Genomic DNA, 17009 nt, shown 5'->3' with positions numbered 1-17009 from the left:
GCGTAGCCGCCACCCGACAAATCAACGGCGCGATCTCACCACCTGATACCGCCGCGTAAAGTACTCAAACGGCGCGCTCCACACGTGCACCAGGCGGGTGAAGGGGAAGATGAGGAAGATCGTCATCCCCAACACCAGATGCACGCGGAAGATCGGCGCCACGCCGCTCAGCATTTCTGATGAACCGCCCTTAAACGTCACGATCCCCTGCGCCCAGCCCACCAGCTTAATCATCTCGCTTCCGTCAGGATATTGCGCGGAGAAAGGAATGGTTGAAAGCCCGAGGATGCACTGTATCAGCAGGATACTCATAATGATGATATCCGGTGTGGTGGAGGTGGCACGCACCCGCTGGTTGAACAAGCGGCGAATCAGCAGCATCGACCCGCCGATCAGCGTCAGCACGCCGCAAATTCCGCCCGCAATCATGGCCAACTGCTGCTTAACCGCGACGGGTAAAAACCAGGCGTACATCCAGTGCGGGGTTAACATGCCGAACAGGTGCCCGAAGAAGATCCCCAGAATCCCGATATGAAACAGGTTAGAGGCCCAGTTCATCCCGCGCTTGCTGAGCATCTGGCTTGACGAGGCGCGCCAGGTGTACTGTCCGTAGTCGTAGCGCAACCAGCTGCCGAGGAAAAACACGGTGGCGCAGATGTACGGATAAATGTCATAGAAAAACACGTTCAGGTAGTGTGTCATTTTGGGCCTCCGGCGCTGACGTCCACGTACTGCGGCGCGACGTCCTGGCTAAAGCGTCGTTGATATTGCTGCATCGGCGAGCTGTCGCACGATGTGGCGTTGTCTTCGATAAACTTCACCTGTTCCTCTTCCCACACGGCGTCCAGCGCCTGACGGGTATCATCCCGTTTTTCACCGGACACCTGTTTCGCCACGCTGTCGCTGGAAAGCCGCGTTCCCGCCAGCGCCAGCAGAGCGTCAAACAGCTGATAGTGCGCCACGCCGCGCTGTTTCAGGCGGCCGCCAATCAGCGCCAGAATTGGTGCGACGTTTTGCAGCCCGTCACGCGCTTCGTCATCGGATACGATGCTCAGGTATTCCAGGTAGAGCGGCAGGTAGTCCGGCAGCTCGCGGCAGTCCAGCTCAAGACCCGCTTTCTCATACTGGCTCATCAGGTCGACCATCGCCTGGCCGCGATCGCGGGACTCGGCGTGAACGTGCTCGAACAGCAGCAGCGACGTCGCGCGACCGCGCTCAAACACTTCGCACCATTCGGCCTGTTTATCCAGCAGCGGGGCGCTCAGGTGCTGCCGGGCAAACGGCAGCAGCAAGGGCGCGTCCTGCGCAATTAACGAAAGCGCTTCATCACGGTTTTCCCACAGGGTCTCATCGGGATACTCGATCAGCAGCGCGATGATTTTGAGGATCTGCATTACTCTCCCTCCCCATGTTCGCGCACCTCGGTGATGTTGATCGCGTCGATGCGGCTGCTGTTGAAGAGGTTGAATTTCGTATCGGAGCCGTGGCAGCCGTCGCCGAAGGTGAAGCCGCAGCCGTTTTTCTCCGGGAAGGCGTCGCGCGCCATTTCGCGGTGGCTGGTCGGGATCACGAAGCGGTCTTCGTAGTTGGCAATCGCCAGATAGCGGTACATCTCCTCAACCTGCGCTTCGGTCAGGCCGACCTCTTCAATGGCGCGGGTATCGGTCACGCCTTCCACGGTCTGGGAACGCTTGTAGTGACGCATTGCCATCATGCGCTTCAGCGCGCGCAGCACCGGGCCGGTATCGCCCGCGCTGAGCATGTTCGCCAGATACTGCACCGGAATGCGCAGGCTTTCGACTGCGGGAAGAACGCCGTCGCTCTGCGGCAGGCCGCCGGCGTCCGCGTAGGACTGGATCGGCGACAGCGGCGGCACGTACCAGACCATCGGCAGGGTGCGGTATTCCGGGTGCAGCGGCAGAGCCAGCTTCCAGTCCATCGCCATTTTGTAGACCGGGGAACGCTGGGCGGCGTCAATCACGTTCTGCGGAATACCCTGCTTCAGCGCTTCCTCAATGACCGCCGGATCGTTCGGGTTGAGGAACACGTCGCACTGGCGCTCGTACAGATCGGTTTCATGCTCTGTGCTGGCCGCCTCTTCAATACGGTCCGCGTCATACAGCAGCACGCCGAGATAGCGGATGCGCCCGACGCAGGTTTCCGAGCAGACGGTCGGCTGGCCGGACTCAATGCGCGGGTAGCAGAAGATGCATTTTTCAGACTTGCCGCTCTTCCAGTTGAAGTAGATTTTCTTGTAGGGACAGCCGCTGATGCACAGGCGCCAGCCGCGGCATTTGTCCTGGTCGATCAGCACAATGCCGTCCTCTTCGCGCTTGTAGATGGCGCCGCTCGGACAGGTGGCCACGCAGCTCGGGTTGAGACAGTGCTCGCACAGGCGCGGCAGGTACATCATGAAGGTATTTTCGAACTGGCCGTACATCTCCTTCTGGATCTTCTGGAAGTTACGGTCGCGGGCGCGTTTTTCGAACTCGCCCCCCAGCAGCTCCTCCCAGTTGGGGCCCCAGACGATTTTGTCCATCCGCTTGCCGTCAATCAGCGAGCGCGGGCGGGCGGTAGGGAGATGATCCCCCTCCGGGGCGCGGTGCAGATCCTGATAGTCAAAGGTGAAGGGTTCGTAATAATCGTCAATCTGCGGCAGGACGGGGTTGGCGAAAATCTTCGACAGCACGCCCATTTTGCCGCCGAGGCGTGGGGTCAGCTTGCCGTGAATGCCCCGGATCCAGCCGCCTTGCCACTCCTCCTGATCCTCCCAGTTTTTCGGATAGCCGATCCCCGGTTTGGTCTCCACGTTGTTGAACCACGCATATTCCATCCCTTCACGCCCGGTCCAGACGTTCTTGCAGGTGACCGAGCAGGTGTGGCAGCCGATGCATTTATCGAGATTCAGAACCATGCCAACCTGTGAGCGTATTTTCATTTTTTCGCCTCCTGGACCTGATCCCGACCTTCGCCGTCCAGCCAGTTAATGTTTTTCATTTTGCGGATCATGATGAACTCGTCGCGGTTGGAGCCGACGGTGCCGTAATAGTTGAAGCTGTACGCCAGCTGGGCGTAGCCGCCGATCATATGCGTCGGTTTCGGGCAGACGCGGGTGACAGAGTTGTGGATCCCGCCGCGCCGTCCGGTCACCTCTGAGCCCGGAATGTTCAGGATGCGCTCCTGAGCGTGGTACATCATGGTCATGCCCGGCGGCACGCGCTGGCTGACCACCGCGCGGGCGGTGAGGGCGCCGTTGGCGTTGAAGGCCTCGATCCAGTCGTTGTCCTCAATGCCCAGCTCGCGGGCGTCGGTTTCGCTGATCCAGACGATGGGGCCGCCGCGCGACAGGGTCTGCATCAGCAGGTTTTCGCTGTAGGTGGAGTGAATGCCCCATTTCTGGTGCGGCGTCAGGAAATTGAGCGCTTTTTCCGGGAAGCCGTTCGGCGGGATCTCGCGCATATGGGTGACGCTGCGGGTGTCAATCGGTGGACGATAGGCCACCAGACTTTCGCCGAAGGCGCGCATCCAGGGATGATCCTGATACAGCTGCTGGCGGCCGGAAAGGGTACGCCACGGGATCAGCTCGTGGACGTTGGTATAGCCCGCGTTATAGGAGACGTGCTCGCTCTCCAGGCCGGACCAGGTCGGGCTGGAGATGATTTTACGCGGCTGCGCCTGGATATCGCGGAAGCGGATCTTCTCATCTTCCTTGTTCAGCGCCAGATGGGTGTGATCGCGCCCGGTCAGCTCGCCGAGCGCTTCCCAGGCCTTCACCGCCACCTGGCCGTTGGTTTCCGGCGCAAGGGCGAGGATCACCTCTGAAGCGTCAATGGCAGTTTCAATGCGCGGGCGGCCTTTCGCCGGGCCGTCGAGCTTGACGTAGTTGAGCTTTCCGAGGAAATCGACCTCGCTCTGCGTGTTCCACGATATGCCTTTCCCGCCGTTGCCGAGCGTGTCCATCAGCGGGCCGAGGGCGGTGAAGCGTTCGTAAGTTTCCGGGTAGTTCCGCTCGACGACCGCGATGTTCGGCGCCGTTTTACCGGGGATCAGATCGCATTCCCCTTTGCGCCAGTCCTGAATATCAAACGGCTGCGACAGCTCCGCGGGGGAGTCGTGCTGTAGCGGCTGTAACACCACGTCGGTTTCGGTGCCGAGATGCCCGACGCAGACCTCGGAGAAGACGTTGGCGATGCCCTTGTAGATCTCCCAGTCGCTGCGGGACTCCCACGCCGGGTCGACGGCGGCCGAGAGCGGGTGAATAAACGGATGCATGTCCGAGGTATTCATATCGTCTTTTTCATACCAGGTGGCGGTCGGCAGGACGATATCCGAGAACAGGCAGGTGCTGGACATGCGGAAGTCGAGCGTCACCAGCAGGTCGAGCTTGCCCTCAATGGCGGCGGTCTGCCACTCCACTTCCTCAGGCTTCACGTCGTCGGTTGAGCCCAAATCCTCGCCCTGAATCCCGCTCTCGGTGCCGAGCAGGTATTTCAGCATGTACTCGTGGCCTTTCCCGGACGAGCCGAGCAGGTTAGAGCGCCAGACGAACAGGTTGCGCGGATGGTTCTTGCCGTTGTCCGGCTGCTCGCAGGCGAAGCGGATATCGCCCGATTTTAACGCCTGAACGGTGTACGCCTGCGGCGTGATGCCCGCCGCGTCCGCGCGGGCTTTGATGTGCAGCGGGTTGAGGTTGAGCTGCGGCGCCGACGGCAGCCAGCCCATGCGCTCGGCGCGGACGTTGAAATCAATCAGGTGGCCGGTGAACCTCGAGGCGTCCGCCAGCGGAGAGAGCAGCTCCTGCGCGGTCAGCTTCTCGTAGCGCCACTGGCTGGCGTGGTTGTAGAAGAAGGAGGTGCTGTTCATCTGGCGCGGCGGGCGGTTCCAGTCCAGCGCGAAGGCCAGCGGCAGCCAGCCGGTTTGCGGGCGCAGCTTCTCCTGGCCGACATAGTGCGACCAGCCGCCGCCGCTCTGCCCGACGCAGCCGCAGAAGACCAGCATGTTGATCATCCCGCGGTAGTTCATGTCCATGTGGTACCAGTGGTTCACCCCTGCACCGAGAATGATCATCGACCGGCCGTGGGTTTTGTGCGCCGTGTCGGCAAACTCGCGGGCGATTTTTTCAATCAGCCGGGCGGGCACGCCGGTGATCTGCTCGCCCCAGGCGGGGGTATAGGCTTTGACCTGGTCATAGCTCTCTGCGGCGTTGCTGTCCTCCAGACCGCGGTCGAGACCGTAGTTCGCCAGCACCAGATCGTAAACGCTGACCACGCGCTTCTCGCTGCCGTCGGCGAGGGTCAGGGTTTTGCTCGGCACGCGGCGCGTCAGCACCGGCTCCTGCTTCACGCTGCGGAAATGCGGGTTCTCGTTGCCGCCAAAGTAGGGGAAGGCGACATCGGCCACGCTGTCGTGGGTAATGAGCAGCGACAGCGTCAGTTCGGTGTCGTGGCCCGCAGCCTGTGGCTCCAGGTTCCATTTGCCTTTTTCTCCCCAGCGAAAGCCGATGGAGCCGTTTGGTACTACCAGATTTCCGGCGATATCAAAGGCGACGGTCTTCCACTCCGGGTTATTGGCTTCCCCCAGCCCGTCGACAAGGTCCGAGGCGCGCAGCATACGTCCCGGCACCACGCGACCGTCTTCCTGCTCGTCCAGCAGCACCAGCATCGGCATATCGGTATAGCGGCGGCAGTAGTTAAGGAAGTAGTCGCTTGGGTTATCGAGGTGAAATTCTTTGAGGATCACGTGGCCCATCGCCATGGCGAGGGCGCTGTCGGTGCCCTGTTTGGGGGCCAGCCACTGGTCGCTCAGCTTCGCGACTTCCGAGAAGTCCGGCGTGATGGCGACGGTTTTGGTGCCCTTGTAGCGCACCTCGGTGAAGAAATGGGCGTCCGGAGTACGCGTCTGCGGCACGTTCGAGCCCCAGGCAATGATGTAGCTGGAGTTGTACCAGTCGGCGGACTCCGGCACGTCGGTCTGCTCGCCCCAGGTCATCGGCGACGCCGGCGGCAGGTCGCAGTACCAGTCGTAGAAGCTCAGGCAGGTACCGCCCAGCAGGGAAAGATAGCGCGTGCCGGCGGCGTAGGAGACCATCGACATCGCCGGAATAGGGGAAAAACCGGCCACGCGGTCCGGACCATAGTTTTTGATGGTCCAGACGTTGGCGGCGGCAATCAGCTGGTTCAGCTCTTTCCAGTTCGAGCGGATAAACCCGCCTTTACCCCGTGCCTTCCTGTAGCTTTGCGCCTTTTGCGGATCGCTCTGGATGGCGTCCCAGGCCAGCACCGGATCGGTATGCTGCGCCAGCGCCTCGCGCCACAGCTCAATCAGCCTGCGGCGCACCAGCGGGTATTTAAGACGGTTGGCGCTATAGAGATACCACGAGTAGCTTGCGCCACGCGGGCAGCCGCGCGGTTCGTGGTTGGGCAGGTCAGGGCGGGTGCGCGGATAGTCGGTCTGCTGGGTTTCCCAGGTCACGAGGCCGTTTTTAACGTAAATCTTCCAGCTGCAGGAGCCGGTACAGTTCACGCCGTGGGTGGAGCGCACGATCTTGTCGAACTGCCAGCGCTGACGGTAGCCGTCCTCCCAGTCGCGGTTGGTGTTATATACCTGCCCGTGCCCGTTGGCGAAGCTGTCCCCCTTTGTTTTGAAATAACGAAAGCGATCCAACAGTTTGCTCATGACATTTCTCCTGCTTCGGACGTGTAGTTATTCTTGTTTTGCGGATTTGCGGCCATACACCAGCCAGGTAACGAGCACGCAGACGATGTAAAACACGAGGAACACCTTCATGGCGCCGACCGGCGATCCGGTCATCGCCAGCGAGGTGCCAAAGGCTTTGGGAATGAAGAACCCGCCAACGGCGCCGATAGCGGAGATAAAGCCCAGCGCGGCGGCGGTCTCTGTCACCGCTTCGTGCTGCGCCTGCTCGTCCGTGCCGCCCTGTTTTTTGACGCGGTCGAGCGTGATTTGGCGGAAGATAATCGCGATCATCTGGAAGGTCGATCCGCTGCCGAGCCCGGCGGTGAGGAACAGCCCCATAAAGACCAGATAGAACGCGACAAAGCTGCCGGAGCCAGAGCCGGGCAGCGTCAGGAAGATCAGGGCGCTGAAGAGGGCCATAAAAACGAAGTTAATCAGCGTGACCCGCACGCCGCCCAGTTTGTCAGAGATCATCCCGCCCGCCGAACGCGCCAGCGCACCGATTAGAGGGCCAAAGAAGGCGAGGTGCAGAATGTTGACGTCCGGAAACTGGGTTTTTGACAGCATGGCAAAGCCCGCCGAGAAGCCGATAAACGAGCCGAAGGTCGCCAGATAAAGCAGGCTCAGCAGCCAGAGATGAAAGCGCTTCAGCACCGGGAGCTGGCTGGCGATAGAGGCCTTGGAGCTGGCGATATCGTTCATTCCAAAGAAGGCCGCAAGGGTGGCCAGCAGCAGCAGCGGCGCCCATATCCAGGCCGCATTGGCCAGCCACAGGGTGGAACCGTCATCCTGCGGTACGCCCTCCACGCCCAGGAAGGTAAACATCGGCAGGAAGATCACCAGCGGCGCGACCAGCTGCATCACGCTGACGCCCAGGTTGCCGAGCCCGCCGTTAATACCGAGCGCGCTACCCTGTTTTGCCTTGGGGAAGAAGAAGCTGATGTTGCCCATGCTGGAGGCAAAGTTGGCGCCTGCAAAGCCGCAGAGCAGGGCAATCACGATAAAAATCCAGTAAGGCGTCGCGGTGTTCTGAATGGCAATCCCCAGCCAGACGCAGGGAATGATCAGGATGACGGTACTCAATACCGTCCAATATCGTCCGCCAAATATGGGCACCATAAACGAATAGGGGACGCGCAATATCGCGCCGGAGAGAGAAGGTAATGCCGTTAGCATAAAAAGTTGATCGGTGGTGAAATTAAATCCGACTTTATTCAGATTGACGGCAATGGCGCTAAATAACATCCAGACGCAAAACGCTAACAGCAAACAGGCGACAGAAATCCACAGGTTTCTTCGCGCGATATGTTTTCCTTTGTTTTCCCAAAATTGCACATTTTCCGGTTTCCAGTTACTTAACAGATGCGGATTACTCTTCTCACTTTGTTGTGACATATCACCCTCTTGCTCGCCAGATGAAGAGAAAACAAATGAAAACAGTTAGATAGATGTGAGTGCGCTGGTTGGTTTATTGGATGTTTTTGGATACAACTGAAAGGATAGATAAAAAAGCGAACCCCTGAGATTCGAAAGGAAATATGGGTTCGCTTAATGTGTTACTAATTGTAAAACTCGCGGTAAATAATACTCCGTTGGGAGTATTAACCCAATTCGAGGGAGATAAGTTTATCGAGATGCTTATTAAATGCCGCATCGTCCATTTCGGGCATATTTAAAATCGTGATCCCATCAAGCCCACAAACCAGCCCGATCAAACGCCAGGCAATATTTTCCGCGCGATCGGTAAGCTTAAAGGCGTTGGCCTCCGCCCCGGCGCGGATAATCGCCACGGTCTCCTGATGCCACATCTCCATGGTCAGGGCGTAAGCCGCGTTGATTTCAGGATCCCGGCTGGCGAGAATTTGAGCTTCCCGCCAGAGGCGAATGTAAGGCTCAAGCCCGCCGTCGTCACTGCCGAGCATGCTGTGCAGCCGTTCCCGCCAGCTGGCGTTTTCACCCACCACGTCGGCATCCAGCAGCTCGCGGATCACGCGCACAAAGGCCAGCGATTTTAGCTCGCCGCCGGAGGCGAAGTGGTGGTGGACCTGTCCGGTCGCGACGCCTGCTTCTGCGGCAATTCGCCGTACCGTCATGGCTGCCAGCCCCTCGGCCAGCGCCACGCGCATCGCGGCCTGCAGGATCGCTTCCCGTCTCTCTTCCTTGCTCAAATATTGCATTTTTTCACTACTCTCAATAGGAATGAAACGAGTGTAACAAAAAGCTGGACACGCGTTCAACTTTACGTAGGATCGCAATCTGGACATGTGTCCAGGTTTGAGATGAAAAGGAAATTTATGTTTCGTCAGTGGTTAGCGTTAGTGATTATCGTGCTGGTGTATATCCCGGTGGCGATTGACGCGACGGTGCTGCACGTAGCGGCGCCGACATTGAGCATGACGCTGGGCGCCAGCGGCAATGAACTATTGTGGATGATCGATATTTACTCGCTGGTGATGGCGGGAATGGTGCTGCCGATGGGCGCCCTGGGTGACCGCATCGGTTTTAAACGGTTGTTGATGATCGGCAGCACGCTGTTTGGCCTGTCATCGCTGGCGGCAGCGTTTGCTCCCTCAGCAGGGTGGCTGATCGCGGCGCGCGCCTCGCTGGCGATTGGTGCGGCCATGATCATTCCTGCCACTCTGGCGGGGATCCGCACGCTCTTTACCGACGCGAAAGATCGCAACATCGCGCTCGGCGTCTGGGCGGCGGTCGGTTCCGGCGGGGCAGCGTTTGGCCCGCTGATTGGCGGTATGCTGCTGGAGCATTTTTACTGGGGATCGGTGTTTTTGATCAACGTACCGATTGTGCTGGTGGTGGTGTCGCTGGCCGCGCGTTTTGTCCCCCGTCAGCAGGGCCGACCAGAGCAGCCGCTGAATATCAGCCATGCCATCATGCTGATTGTGGCGATTTTGCTGCTGGTCTACAGCGCCAAAACCGCGCTTAAGGGCGCTCTGGCGCCGTGGCTGGTGGCGTGTACCCTGCTGACGGGGGCCGTGATGCTGTTTATTTTTGTGCGCATCCAGCTTCGCGCCCGCGTGCCGATGATCGACATGCGCCTGTTCTGTCACCGCATCATTTTAAGCGGCGTGGTAATGGCGATGACGGCGATGATCGCCCTGGTGGGCTTTGAATTGCTGATGGCGCAGGAACTGCAGTTTGTCCATGGCTTTACGCCGTTCGAGGCGGGCATGTTTATGCTCCCGGTAATGGTGGCCAGCGGGTTCAGCGGACCGATTGCCGGTGTGCTGGTGGGCCGTCTGGGGCTACGCATTGTCGCTGCGGGTGGCATGGGGCTGAGCGCGGTCAGCTTTATCGGCCTGTCGACGCTCGACTTCAGCACGCAGCAGTGGCAGGCGTGGGGGCTGATGGTGCTGCTCGGCTTCAGTGCCGCCAGCGCGCTGCTGGCCTCGACCTCGGCCATTATGGCGGCCGCGCCGAAAGAGAAGGCGGCTGCCGCCGGAGCCATTGAAACCATGTCCTATGAGCTGGGGGCCGGGCTGGGGATCGCCATTTTTGGCCTGCTGTTGACCCGCAGCTTCTCGGCGTCGATTGACTTGCCGCAGGGGCTGAATGCCTCGCTCGTCGATAAAGCCTCGTCATCGATTGGTGAAGCGATGAAGGTGGCGCAGGAATTGACGCCGACGCTGGCGGAGGCGGTGATTGAGGCGGCGAAAAGTGCGTTTATTACTTCCCACAGCGTGGCGCTGGGGAGTGCGGGCGGAATGCTGCTGTTGCTGGCAGGGGGGATCTGGTTCAGCTTGGCGAAGGTGACGAAGGGGTAAAACACGCCCGGTGGCGCTGCGCTTACCGGGCCTACGGGCGCGGTTGTCCGAGCCGCGCCACCCGGTTTATTTTTCCTGGGCCGCGGCCAACACGCTGTGCAACAGCACGTTTGCCCCTTTCTCTGACCACTCCGGCAGGATCCTTTCCGCTTCGTTATGGCTGATGCCCTTCACGCAGGGGATAAAAATCATGCTGGCAGGGGCAATTTTGCTCACATAGCAGGCGTCGTGTCCCGCGCCGGAGACCATCGGTTTCGCCGAGTAGCCCAGTTCCGCCACGGCCTTCTCCGTGCGGGCCAGACATTCGGCATCAAACGCGACGGGCGCGTAGTCAAAGATGCGCTCAACGACAGCCGCCACCCCGCGCAGGCTCAGGCTTTCAGCCACCTTATGCAGCGCTGCCTCCATGGCTTCCAGCGCCGTCTGCGCCGGATGGCGAAACTCCACGCTGCAGACCACCCGAGACGGCACGACGTTGCGCGAGTTTGGCGTAACCTGCGCCATACCGATCGTCGCCCGTCCGTCCGGCGCATGCCGATAGCCAATCTCCTCCACCTTCAGCGCCAGCTCCGCGAAGGCGGTCAGCGCGTCGCGGCGGCTGTGCATCGGCGTCGTTCCTGCATGGGCGGCAAATCCGTCCAGCGTCAGGGTGAACCAGCGCTGGCCCATTGCCGCGCGGACGAGCCCGATATCCAGACCTTCGTCCTCCAGAATCGGGCCCTGCTCGATGTGCAGCTCGTAGCAGGCGTGAACCGGAAACGCGCGGGCAGGGGCTTCACCCCGGTAGCCGATGTTATCCAGGGCTTCACCCACGGTGATACCGTTGCTATCCGCGCGGGCATGGGCGTACGCTTCGTTAAATTGCCCCGTCCAGACCCCTGAAGAGAGCATGGCTGGCGCGAAGCGCGCGCCTTCTTCGTTGGTCCAGTTGACCAGCACAACGTCACGTTCCGTCTCAATGTGATGGTCGTTGAACGTTCGCAGCAGCTCCAGCCCGGCCAGCACGCCGTAAACCCCGTCGTAGTTCCCCCCCAGCGGCTGCGTATCCACGTGCGAACCGGTCAAGACCGGGGCAAGCTGCGGATTTTTCCCCGCACGACGGATAAACATATTGCCCATGCTGTCGACGTCACAGGTAAAACCGGCGTCCAGCGCCCAGTCGCGAAGCAGGTCACGCGCAATACGATCTTCCTCGCTCAGTGCCAGACGGGTGACGCCACCGGCGGGCGTACCGCCGATCTGCGCCATCATCTCAAGCGTTGACCACAGCCGTTCGGCGTTGACGCGGATCATGGCTTGTCCTTACTGCTGCGGTAACGGAAATCACAGCACGCGCCGCCCTGCATAATGGTGGTGGTGCGGGTTAGCTCTACGTCGGGTGCATAGCCCACGATGAATTTTTCATCGCGCGCGCAGGAGAGCAGGTGACCAATTTCGCCCAGCCCCATCTCGTGGTACATCTCCGCGTAGCGACAGCGGGTCACGTTGTAGTTGTACTGCTGGTCGTCGGCGTCAATCACCTTCACCTCCAGGGCGTTATCTTTCTCCCACAGATACTGCAGGGCGATAAAGCTCTTGATGTTTGCGCCGTTGGGTTCTTTGCTGGCAAACCCTTTGCCAGCGTCAATCGCGGCCTGCTCAATGGCCTCACCAATCACCGCCTGGGCGCGGTCTTTCCCTATCTCGCGCACCAGGATTTCATAAATTGGCTTAATAATTTCGGCTTCAATTTTGCGGCGGGCGAGAATGCCCAGCTCATTATTATCACTCATCACATTGCCTCGCTGCGTTACTTCGCTTTTGCGCCGCCCAGCACGGTCTGCGGCTGCCATTTGCCGTCGACAACTCTGTAGACCGTGAACGACGGCGATTTCAGGTTGCCCTCTTTATCAAACGCGATCTGTCCGGTCACGCCGGAATAGCTGATGGCGCGCAGGGCGGGCAGATAGTCGGACGGCTCAACGGAGTCTGCTTTTTCCATCGCCGCCACCAGCACGCGGGTGGCGTCATAGGCGAACGGGGCGTGCAGTTCGATATGGGTGTGGTAGCGGGACTGGTACGCCTGCTCGAACGCTTTACCACCCGGCATCTGGTCAACGGGCAGACCCGGCTCCAGCGCCACAACGCCTTCGCCTTCTTTCTGCGCCAGCTTGAGGAACGTCTGGCTGACGAATCCGCCTGCGCCCATCAGCGTGGCATTCATGCCCAGCTGTTTGATGCGGCGCGCCAGCGGTGCGGCCTGGCTGTCGACGCCGCCGAAGAAGATCAGATCGGCGTTTTTACTGCGGATGGCGGTCAGTACGGCGCTGAAATCGACCGTTTTGTCATCCACGTACTGACGATCGACAATTTTCACGCCCTGCGCTTCCAGCGATTTAATAAACTGGTCTGCCAGACCCTGACCAAATGCGGTGCGGTCGTCGATCACCGCAATGCGTTTGGCTTTCAGGGTGTTAACCGCGTACTGACCGGCGAGCTGGCCGCCGTCATCGTCGTGGCCCATCACGCGGAAGCTGGTGTCAAAACCCTGTTGGGTATAGGCATGACCGGTTGCGACCGGCGCCACCTGGGCGATGCCTGCATCGTGATAAATGCGGGCCGCCGGAATGCTGGTGCCGGTATTCCAGTGACCGACCACGCCCGCCACGCCGCTATCCACCAGACGCTGCGCGACGGCTACGGCAGTGCGCGGGTCGGACTGATCGTCTTCGGACTGCAGTTTGAAGGTCACCGCTTTGCCGCCGATGGTCGGGTGCTGCTTGTTGATGTCGTCAATGGCCAGCTGCGCGCCGTTCTCCAGATCTTTCCCGATACGGGCAGACGGGCCGGTCAGCGGGCCTGCTAGTCCGATGACCACGGTTTCACCGTCAGCGGCCCACGCGGACGTTGAGGCAAAACCACCGAGCAGAATAGCGGCGCTGAGCGCGCTGATTTTTACTGTTTTCATTGTATTTCCCTGATGTTGGCTGGTGTGGTTAAACGGGCATTTCGCCCAAATAAATCTGTGCAATCTGGTCGTCGTTGAGCAGCGCTGTCGATTCGCCATGATGAACAATGCTGCCGCTGTCCATCACCCACGCGCTATCGGTCACCTCCAGCGCGAGCCGGGCGTTTTGTTCGATAAGCAGCAGGGCGACGCCGCGCTCGCGCAGCCCGGCAATAACGGCAAATATGTTCTCGACCATCTTCGGGGCAAGGCCCATTGACGGCTCGTCGAGGATCAGCAGGCGCGGGCGGCTGAGCAGGGCACGGTTAAGGGCCAGCAGCTGTTGCTCGCCGCCGGACAGCAGACCGGCAAGCTGATGCTGGCGTTCGCCCAGACGCGGGAAGCGTTCGAAAATCTCGTTCATCTCGCGCCTGGCGGTGACAGTGTCACGCCTGAGCCAGGCGCCCATCTGCAGGTTTTCCAGCACCGTCATGCGGGAGAAGATCCCGCGGCCCTCCGGGACCATCACCAGCCCGTCGCGAAGCAGGGTCTCCGGGCTCTGTTTGCATACCGCTTTACCGCTGAAGACAATGCTGCCGCTAAAGTTTTCCAGCCCGGTAATGGCGCGCACGGTGGAACTTTTCCCCGCGCCGTTAGCGCCGATCAGCGTAGCCTGTTCGCCCTCGCGCAGGGCAAATGAGACATCGCGTACGGCCTGAATGCCGCCGTAATGCACGTCCAGACGTTCTACCTTCAGTAATTCAGACATGGGCGTTGCCTCCAAGCCAGGCGGCGATCACTGCCGGGTCGCGCCGCACGTTTTCCGGCGTGCCGCTGGCGAGCGTTTTGCCGTAATCAAGCACCGTCAGGCGATCGCAGATGCCCATCACCAGCTTGACGTCATGTTCAATCATCAGCAGGGTTTTGCCGTGATCGCGGATGCGGATGAGCAGCTCGCCGAGCGCCACTTTTTCCGCCGCGTTCATCCCGGCGGCGGGTTCGTCCAGCGCCAGCAGCAGCGGATCCGTTGCCAGCGCGCGGGCGATTTCAAGGCGACGCTGATGGCCATAGGCCAGATCGCAGGCGCGATAGTGGGCGAACTGCGCAATGCCGGTATAGTCCAGCCAGTGCCAGGCCAGCTCGCGGGTCTGCTTCTCTTCTTCGCGAGCGCGTTTATGGCGGCTCAGCGCGGCCCACAGGCCGTTACGGGTGCGCACGTGGCGGCCCACCATCACGTTTTCCAGTACCGACATGTCGTTGAAGAGGCGCACGTTCTGGAAGGTGCGCGCAATCCCGGCGGCGGTCACTTTCTCTATGTGTTTTGGGAAATAGGGCTTATCCGCTATCGAAAACTCGCCGCTGTCCGCCGGATAAAGGCCGGTGATGAGGTTAAAGCAGGTGGTTTTTCCCGCGCCGTTGGGGCCGATCAGTCCGTAGATCTCGCCTTTGTTCACGGTTAAGGAAACGTCATCTACAGCAGTCAGCCCGCCGAAGCGTTTTGTCATGTTGCGTACGGTTAACAGTCTCATGCCTTCGCCTCCTTGTGGCGTACCGGCCAGATCCCGGACGGGCGCACCAGCATAACCAGCACCAGTGCCAGACCGTAAAACAGCTGGCGCAGCACTTCCGGGTCAATCAGCACCGTACCGAACAGCGCCTGCTGAACCGGTGCTGCCTGGCTGCGCAGCAGTTCCGGCAGGGCGGTAAGCAGTACCGCGCCCAGGATCACGCCCGGAATGTGCCCCATGCCGCCCAGCACCACCATCGCCAGTACGGCAATCGATTCCTGTAACGTGAAGGACTCCGGGGAGACAAAGCCCTGAAACGCGCCGAAAAGCGCACCCGCCACGCCGCCAAAGGAGGCGCCCATCGCAAAGGCGAGCAATTTATAGTTACGCACGTTGATGCCCATCGCGCGCGCCACATCTTCATCCTCGCGGATGGCGTGCCAGGCGCGACCAATTCGGGAATGCTGCAGGCGCAGGCAGACAAAAATAATCGCCACAATGACCAGCATCAGCAGGTAGTACCACAGCCACAGGGCAGGCACTTTGAAACCAAACCAGTGGTATACGCCGCTGAACTTCAGGCCGAACAGGTTCAGCGTATCCACTCCGGTTATGCCCTTTGCGCCGTTGGTGATGTTCACCGGACGGTCGAGGTTACGCATCAGGATGCGGATAATTTCGCCAAAGCCGAGGGTCACTATCGCCAGGTAGTCCCCGCGCAGCTTGAGCGTAGGAGCACCGAGTAAAATCCCGCAGACTGCCGCGACGAGGGCGGCCAGCGGAATAATGAGCAGATACGAGGTGTGCAGCCCGTCCGGGAACCAGACGCAGAGGATCGGAAACACCTCCAGCAGGTGTGGGGAGGCCATCAGTGCCGCGAGGTAGGCGCCGACCGCGTAAAAGGCGATAAAGCCCATGTCCAGCAGGCCGGTATAGCCCACCACAATGTTTAGCCCGAGCGCCAGCATGATGTAGAGCAGGGCGAAGTCGATAACGCGCACCCAGTAGTTGCCGCCAAGCTGCGTGGCCACTACGGGAGCAATCAGCAGCGCGAGGCAGAACAGGCTCATGCCTGACCAGAATTTGCGTGTCGTCGTCGGGGTCTGGAGTTGAAGTGTTGTCATGGTATTCCTTACGCCCTGTGCGCCACGCGCTCGCCCAGCAGGCCAGCCGGACGGAAGACCAGCACCAGGATCAGCACCACAAAGGCAAAGACATCCTGATAGTTGCTGCCAAATACGCCGTGGGTCAGTTCACCCAGGTAGCCTGCGCCCAGCGCTTCGATAATGCCGAGCAGGATGCCGCCAATCATGGCGCCCCGAATGTTGCCAATGCCCCCCAGCACGGCGGCGGTAAAGGCTTTTATCCCGGGCAAAAAGCCCATCGAGAAGCTGGCGTTACCGTAATTGCTGGCCATCATCACGCCTGCCAGCGCGGCAAACGCCCCGCCAATGGCAAACGTCAGGGTGATGATGGCGTTTGGGTTAACCCCCATCAGCGTGGCCACGCGCGGGTTTTCCGCCACGGCGCGCATGCCGCGCCCCAGGCGGGTGTATTCCACCAGTAGCCACAGCCCGGTCATCACCGCCAGCGCAAGGACAACGGTGACGATACCGGTGACGGTGACGATGGCAGGAGGATGCGCTTCGCTGCCGGACGTGACGCCGATAGGGTCCATCGGCAGGATCTGCGGGAACATCAGCGGGTTGCGCGTCCAGATAATCATCGCCACGGTTTGCAGCAGGACCGAAACGCCGATACCCGAGATCAGCGGCGCGAGGCGCGGGGCGTTGCGCAGTCGACGGTAGGCAAAGCGTTCCACGGCCATCGCCAGCAGGGCGCAAACGGCCATGGCAATCATCAGGGCAACGCCGAGCTGCAACAGCTGCGGCATATGCGGAAAAGTGGTATTCAGGGCGTTACTGGCGGAGAGCGTGGTGAGCGCGCCGACCATCAGAATATCGCCGTGAGCAAAGTTAATAATGCGCAAAATGCCATACACCATGGTATAGCCCAGCGCGATCAGCGCGTAGATGCTTCCCAGCATCACACCGTTGATCAGTTGTTGTATGAGTGTATCCAACGTCTGTACCCGCA

At 60.3% G+C, this 17009-nt stretch carries 14 protein-coding genes; 1 reads left to right on the top strand and 13 read right to left on the bottom strand.

Annotated features, from left to right (window positions below; genetic code table 11):
• Nucleotides 1–21: 21 nt before the first annotated feature.
• From narI to B498_RS09150, 6 genes are all read right to left on the bottom strand, one after another.
• A complete protein-coding gene (narI, locus tag B498_RS09125) occupies nucleotides 22–702 on the bottom strand; it encodes a respiratory nitrate reductase subunit gamma (protein ID WP_008501749.1) in 681 nt (226 codons plus the stop codon).
• Complete coding sequence (narW, locus tag B498_RS09130) at nucleotides 699–1394, bottom strand: nitrate reductase molybdenum cofactor assembly chaperone (RefSeq protein ID WP_008501748.1); 696 nt, start codon at nucleotides 1392–1394, stop codon at nucleotides 699–701. The genes narI and narW overlap by 4 nt, the downstream gene beginning before the upstream one ends.
• Nucleotides 1394–2938, bottom strand: a complete 1545-nt coding sequence (gene narH / locus B498_RS09135) for a nitrate reductase subunit beta (protein WP_008501747.1) — start codon at nucleotides 2936–2938, stop codon at nucleotides 1394–1396. The genes narW and narH overlap by 1 nt, the downstream gene beginning before the upstream one ends.
• Nucleotides 2935–6675 carry a nitrate reductase subunit alpha gene (locus B498_RS09140; RefSeq protein ID WP_008501746.1) on the bottom strand — a complete coding sequence of 1247 codons (3741 nt, stop codon included), beginning with the start codon at nucleotides 6673–6675 and terminating at the stop codon, nucleotides 2935–2937. Before B498_RS09140 ends, narH begins: the two co-directional genes overlap by 4 nt.
• 27 nt (nucleotides 6676–6702) lie before the next feature.
• A complete protein-coding gene (locus B498_RS09145; RefSeq protein WP_008501745.1) occupies nucleotides 6703–8091 on the bottom strand; it encodes a NarK family nitrate/nitrite MFS transporter in 1389 nt (462 codons plus the stop codon).
• A 206-nt stretch (nucleotides 8092–8297) separates the two neighbouring features.
• Nucleotides 8298–8873 (bottom strand): TetR family transcriptional regulator, encoded by a 576-nt coding sequence (locus tag B498_RS09150; protein WP_008501744.1) that lies wholly within the window; start codon nucleotides 8871–8873, stop codon nucleotides 8298–8300.
• A gap of 117 nt (nucleotides 8874–8990) precedes the next feature.
• Between B498_RS09150 and B498_RS09155 the strand changes: the two genes are divergently transcribed.
• Nucleotides 8991–10478 (top strand): MFS transporter, encoded by a 1488-nt coding sequence (locus B498_RS09155; RefSeq protein ID WP_008501743.1) that lies wholly within the window; start codon nucleotides 8991–8993, stop codon nucleotides 10476–10478.
• A 66-nt stretch (nucleotides 10479–10544) separates the two neighbouring features.
• On the opposite strand, the gene B498_RS09160 is transcribed toward B498_RS09155, so the two are convergent.
• From B498_RS09160 to B498_RS09190, 7 genes are read right to left on the bottom strand one after another with little or no spacing between them, the layout of a single operon-like run.
• Complete coding sequence (locus B498_RS09160; protein WP_008501742.1) at nucleotides 10545–11771, bottom strand: Zn-dependent hydrolase; 1227 nt, start codon at nucleotides 11769–11771, stop codon at nucleotides 10545–10547.
• The gene (locus B498_RS09165) at nucleotides 11768–12250 is read right to left on the bottom strand and encodes an L-2-amino-thiazoline-4-carboxylic acid hydrolase (RefSeq protein ID WP_008501741.1); all 483 of its coding nucleotides are present in this window, start codon (nucleotides 12248–12250) and stop codon (nucleotides 11768–11770) included. The genes B498_RS09160 and B498_RS09165 overlap by 4 nt, the downstream gene beginning before the upstream one ends.
• Before the next feature lie 17 nt (nucleotides 12251–12267).
• Nucleotides 12268–13425, bottom strand: coding sequence for a branched-chain amino acid ABC transporter substrate-binding protein (locus tag B498_RS09170; RefSeq protein ID WP_008501740.1), 1158 nt, complete (start codon nucleotides 13423–13425; stop codon nucleotides 12268–12270).
• 28 nt (nucleotides 13426–13453) lie between these two features.
• A complete protein-coding gene (locus tag B498_RS09175; RefSeq protein WP_008501739.1) occupies nucleotides 13454–14173 on the bottom strand; it encodes an ABC transporter ATP-binding protein in 720 nt (239 codons plus the stop codon).
• Nucleotides 14166–14933: an ABC transporter ATP-binding protein gene (locus B498_RS09180; protein WP_008501738.1), complete on the bottom strand. Its 768-nt coding sequence runs from the start codon at nucleotides 14931–14933 to the stop codon at nucleotides 14166–14168. The genes B498_RS09175 and B498_RS09180 overlap by 8 nt, the downstream gene beginning before the upstream one ends.
• Nucleotides 14930–16036: a branched-chain amino acid ABC transporter permease gene (locus tag B498_RS09185; protein ID WP_008501737.1), complete on the bottom strand. Its 1107-nt coding sequence runs from the start codon at nucleotides 16034–16036 to the stop codon at nucleotides 14930–14932. The genes B498_RS09180 and B498_RS09185 overlap by 4 nt, the downstream gene beginning before the upstream one ends.
• Before the next feature lie 8 nt (nucleotides 16037–16044).
• Nucleotides 16045–16995 (bottom strand): branched-chain amino acid ABC transporter permease, encoded by a 951-nt coding sequence (locus tag B498_RS09190; RefSeq protein ID WP_032622943.1) that lies wholly within the window; start codon nucleotides 16993–16995, stop codon nucleotides 16045–16047.
• Nucleotides 16996–17009: the final 14 nt, after the last annotated feature.

The sequence above is a fragment of the Enterobacter sp. SST3 genome, from assembly GCF_000286655.1.
Taxonomy (GTDB): Bacteria; Pseudomonadota; Gammaproteobacteria; order Enterobacterales; family Enterobacteriaceae; genus Enterobacter; species Enterobacter roggenkampii.
The sequence above is the reverse complement of the archived record's forward strand: the minus strand, read 5'-3'. Positions and strand labels throughout refer to the sequence as shown.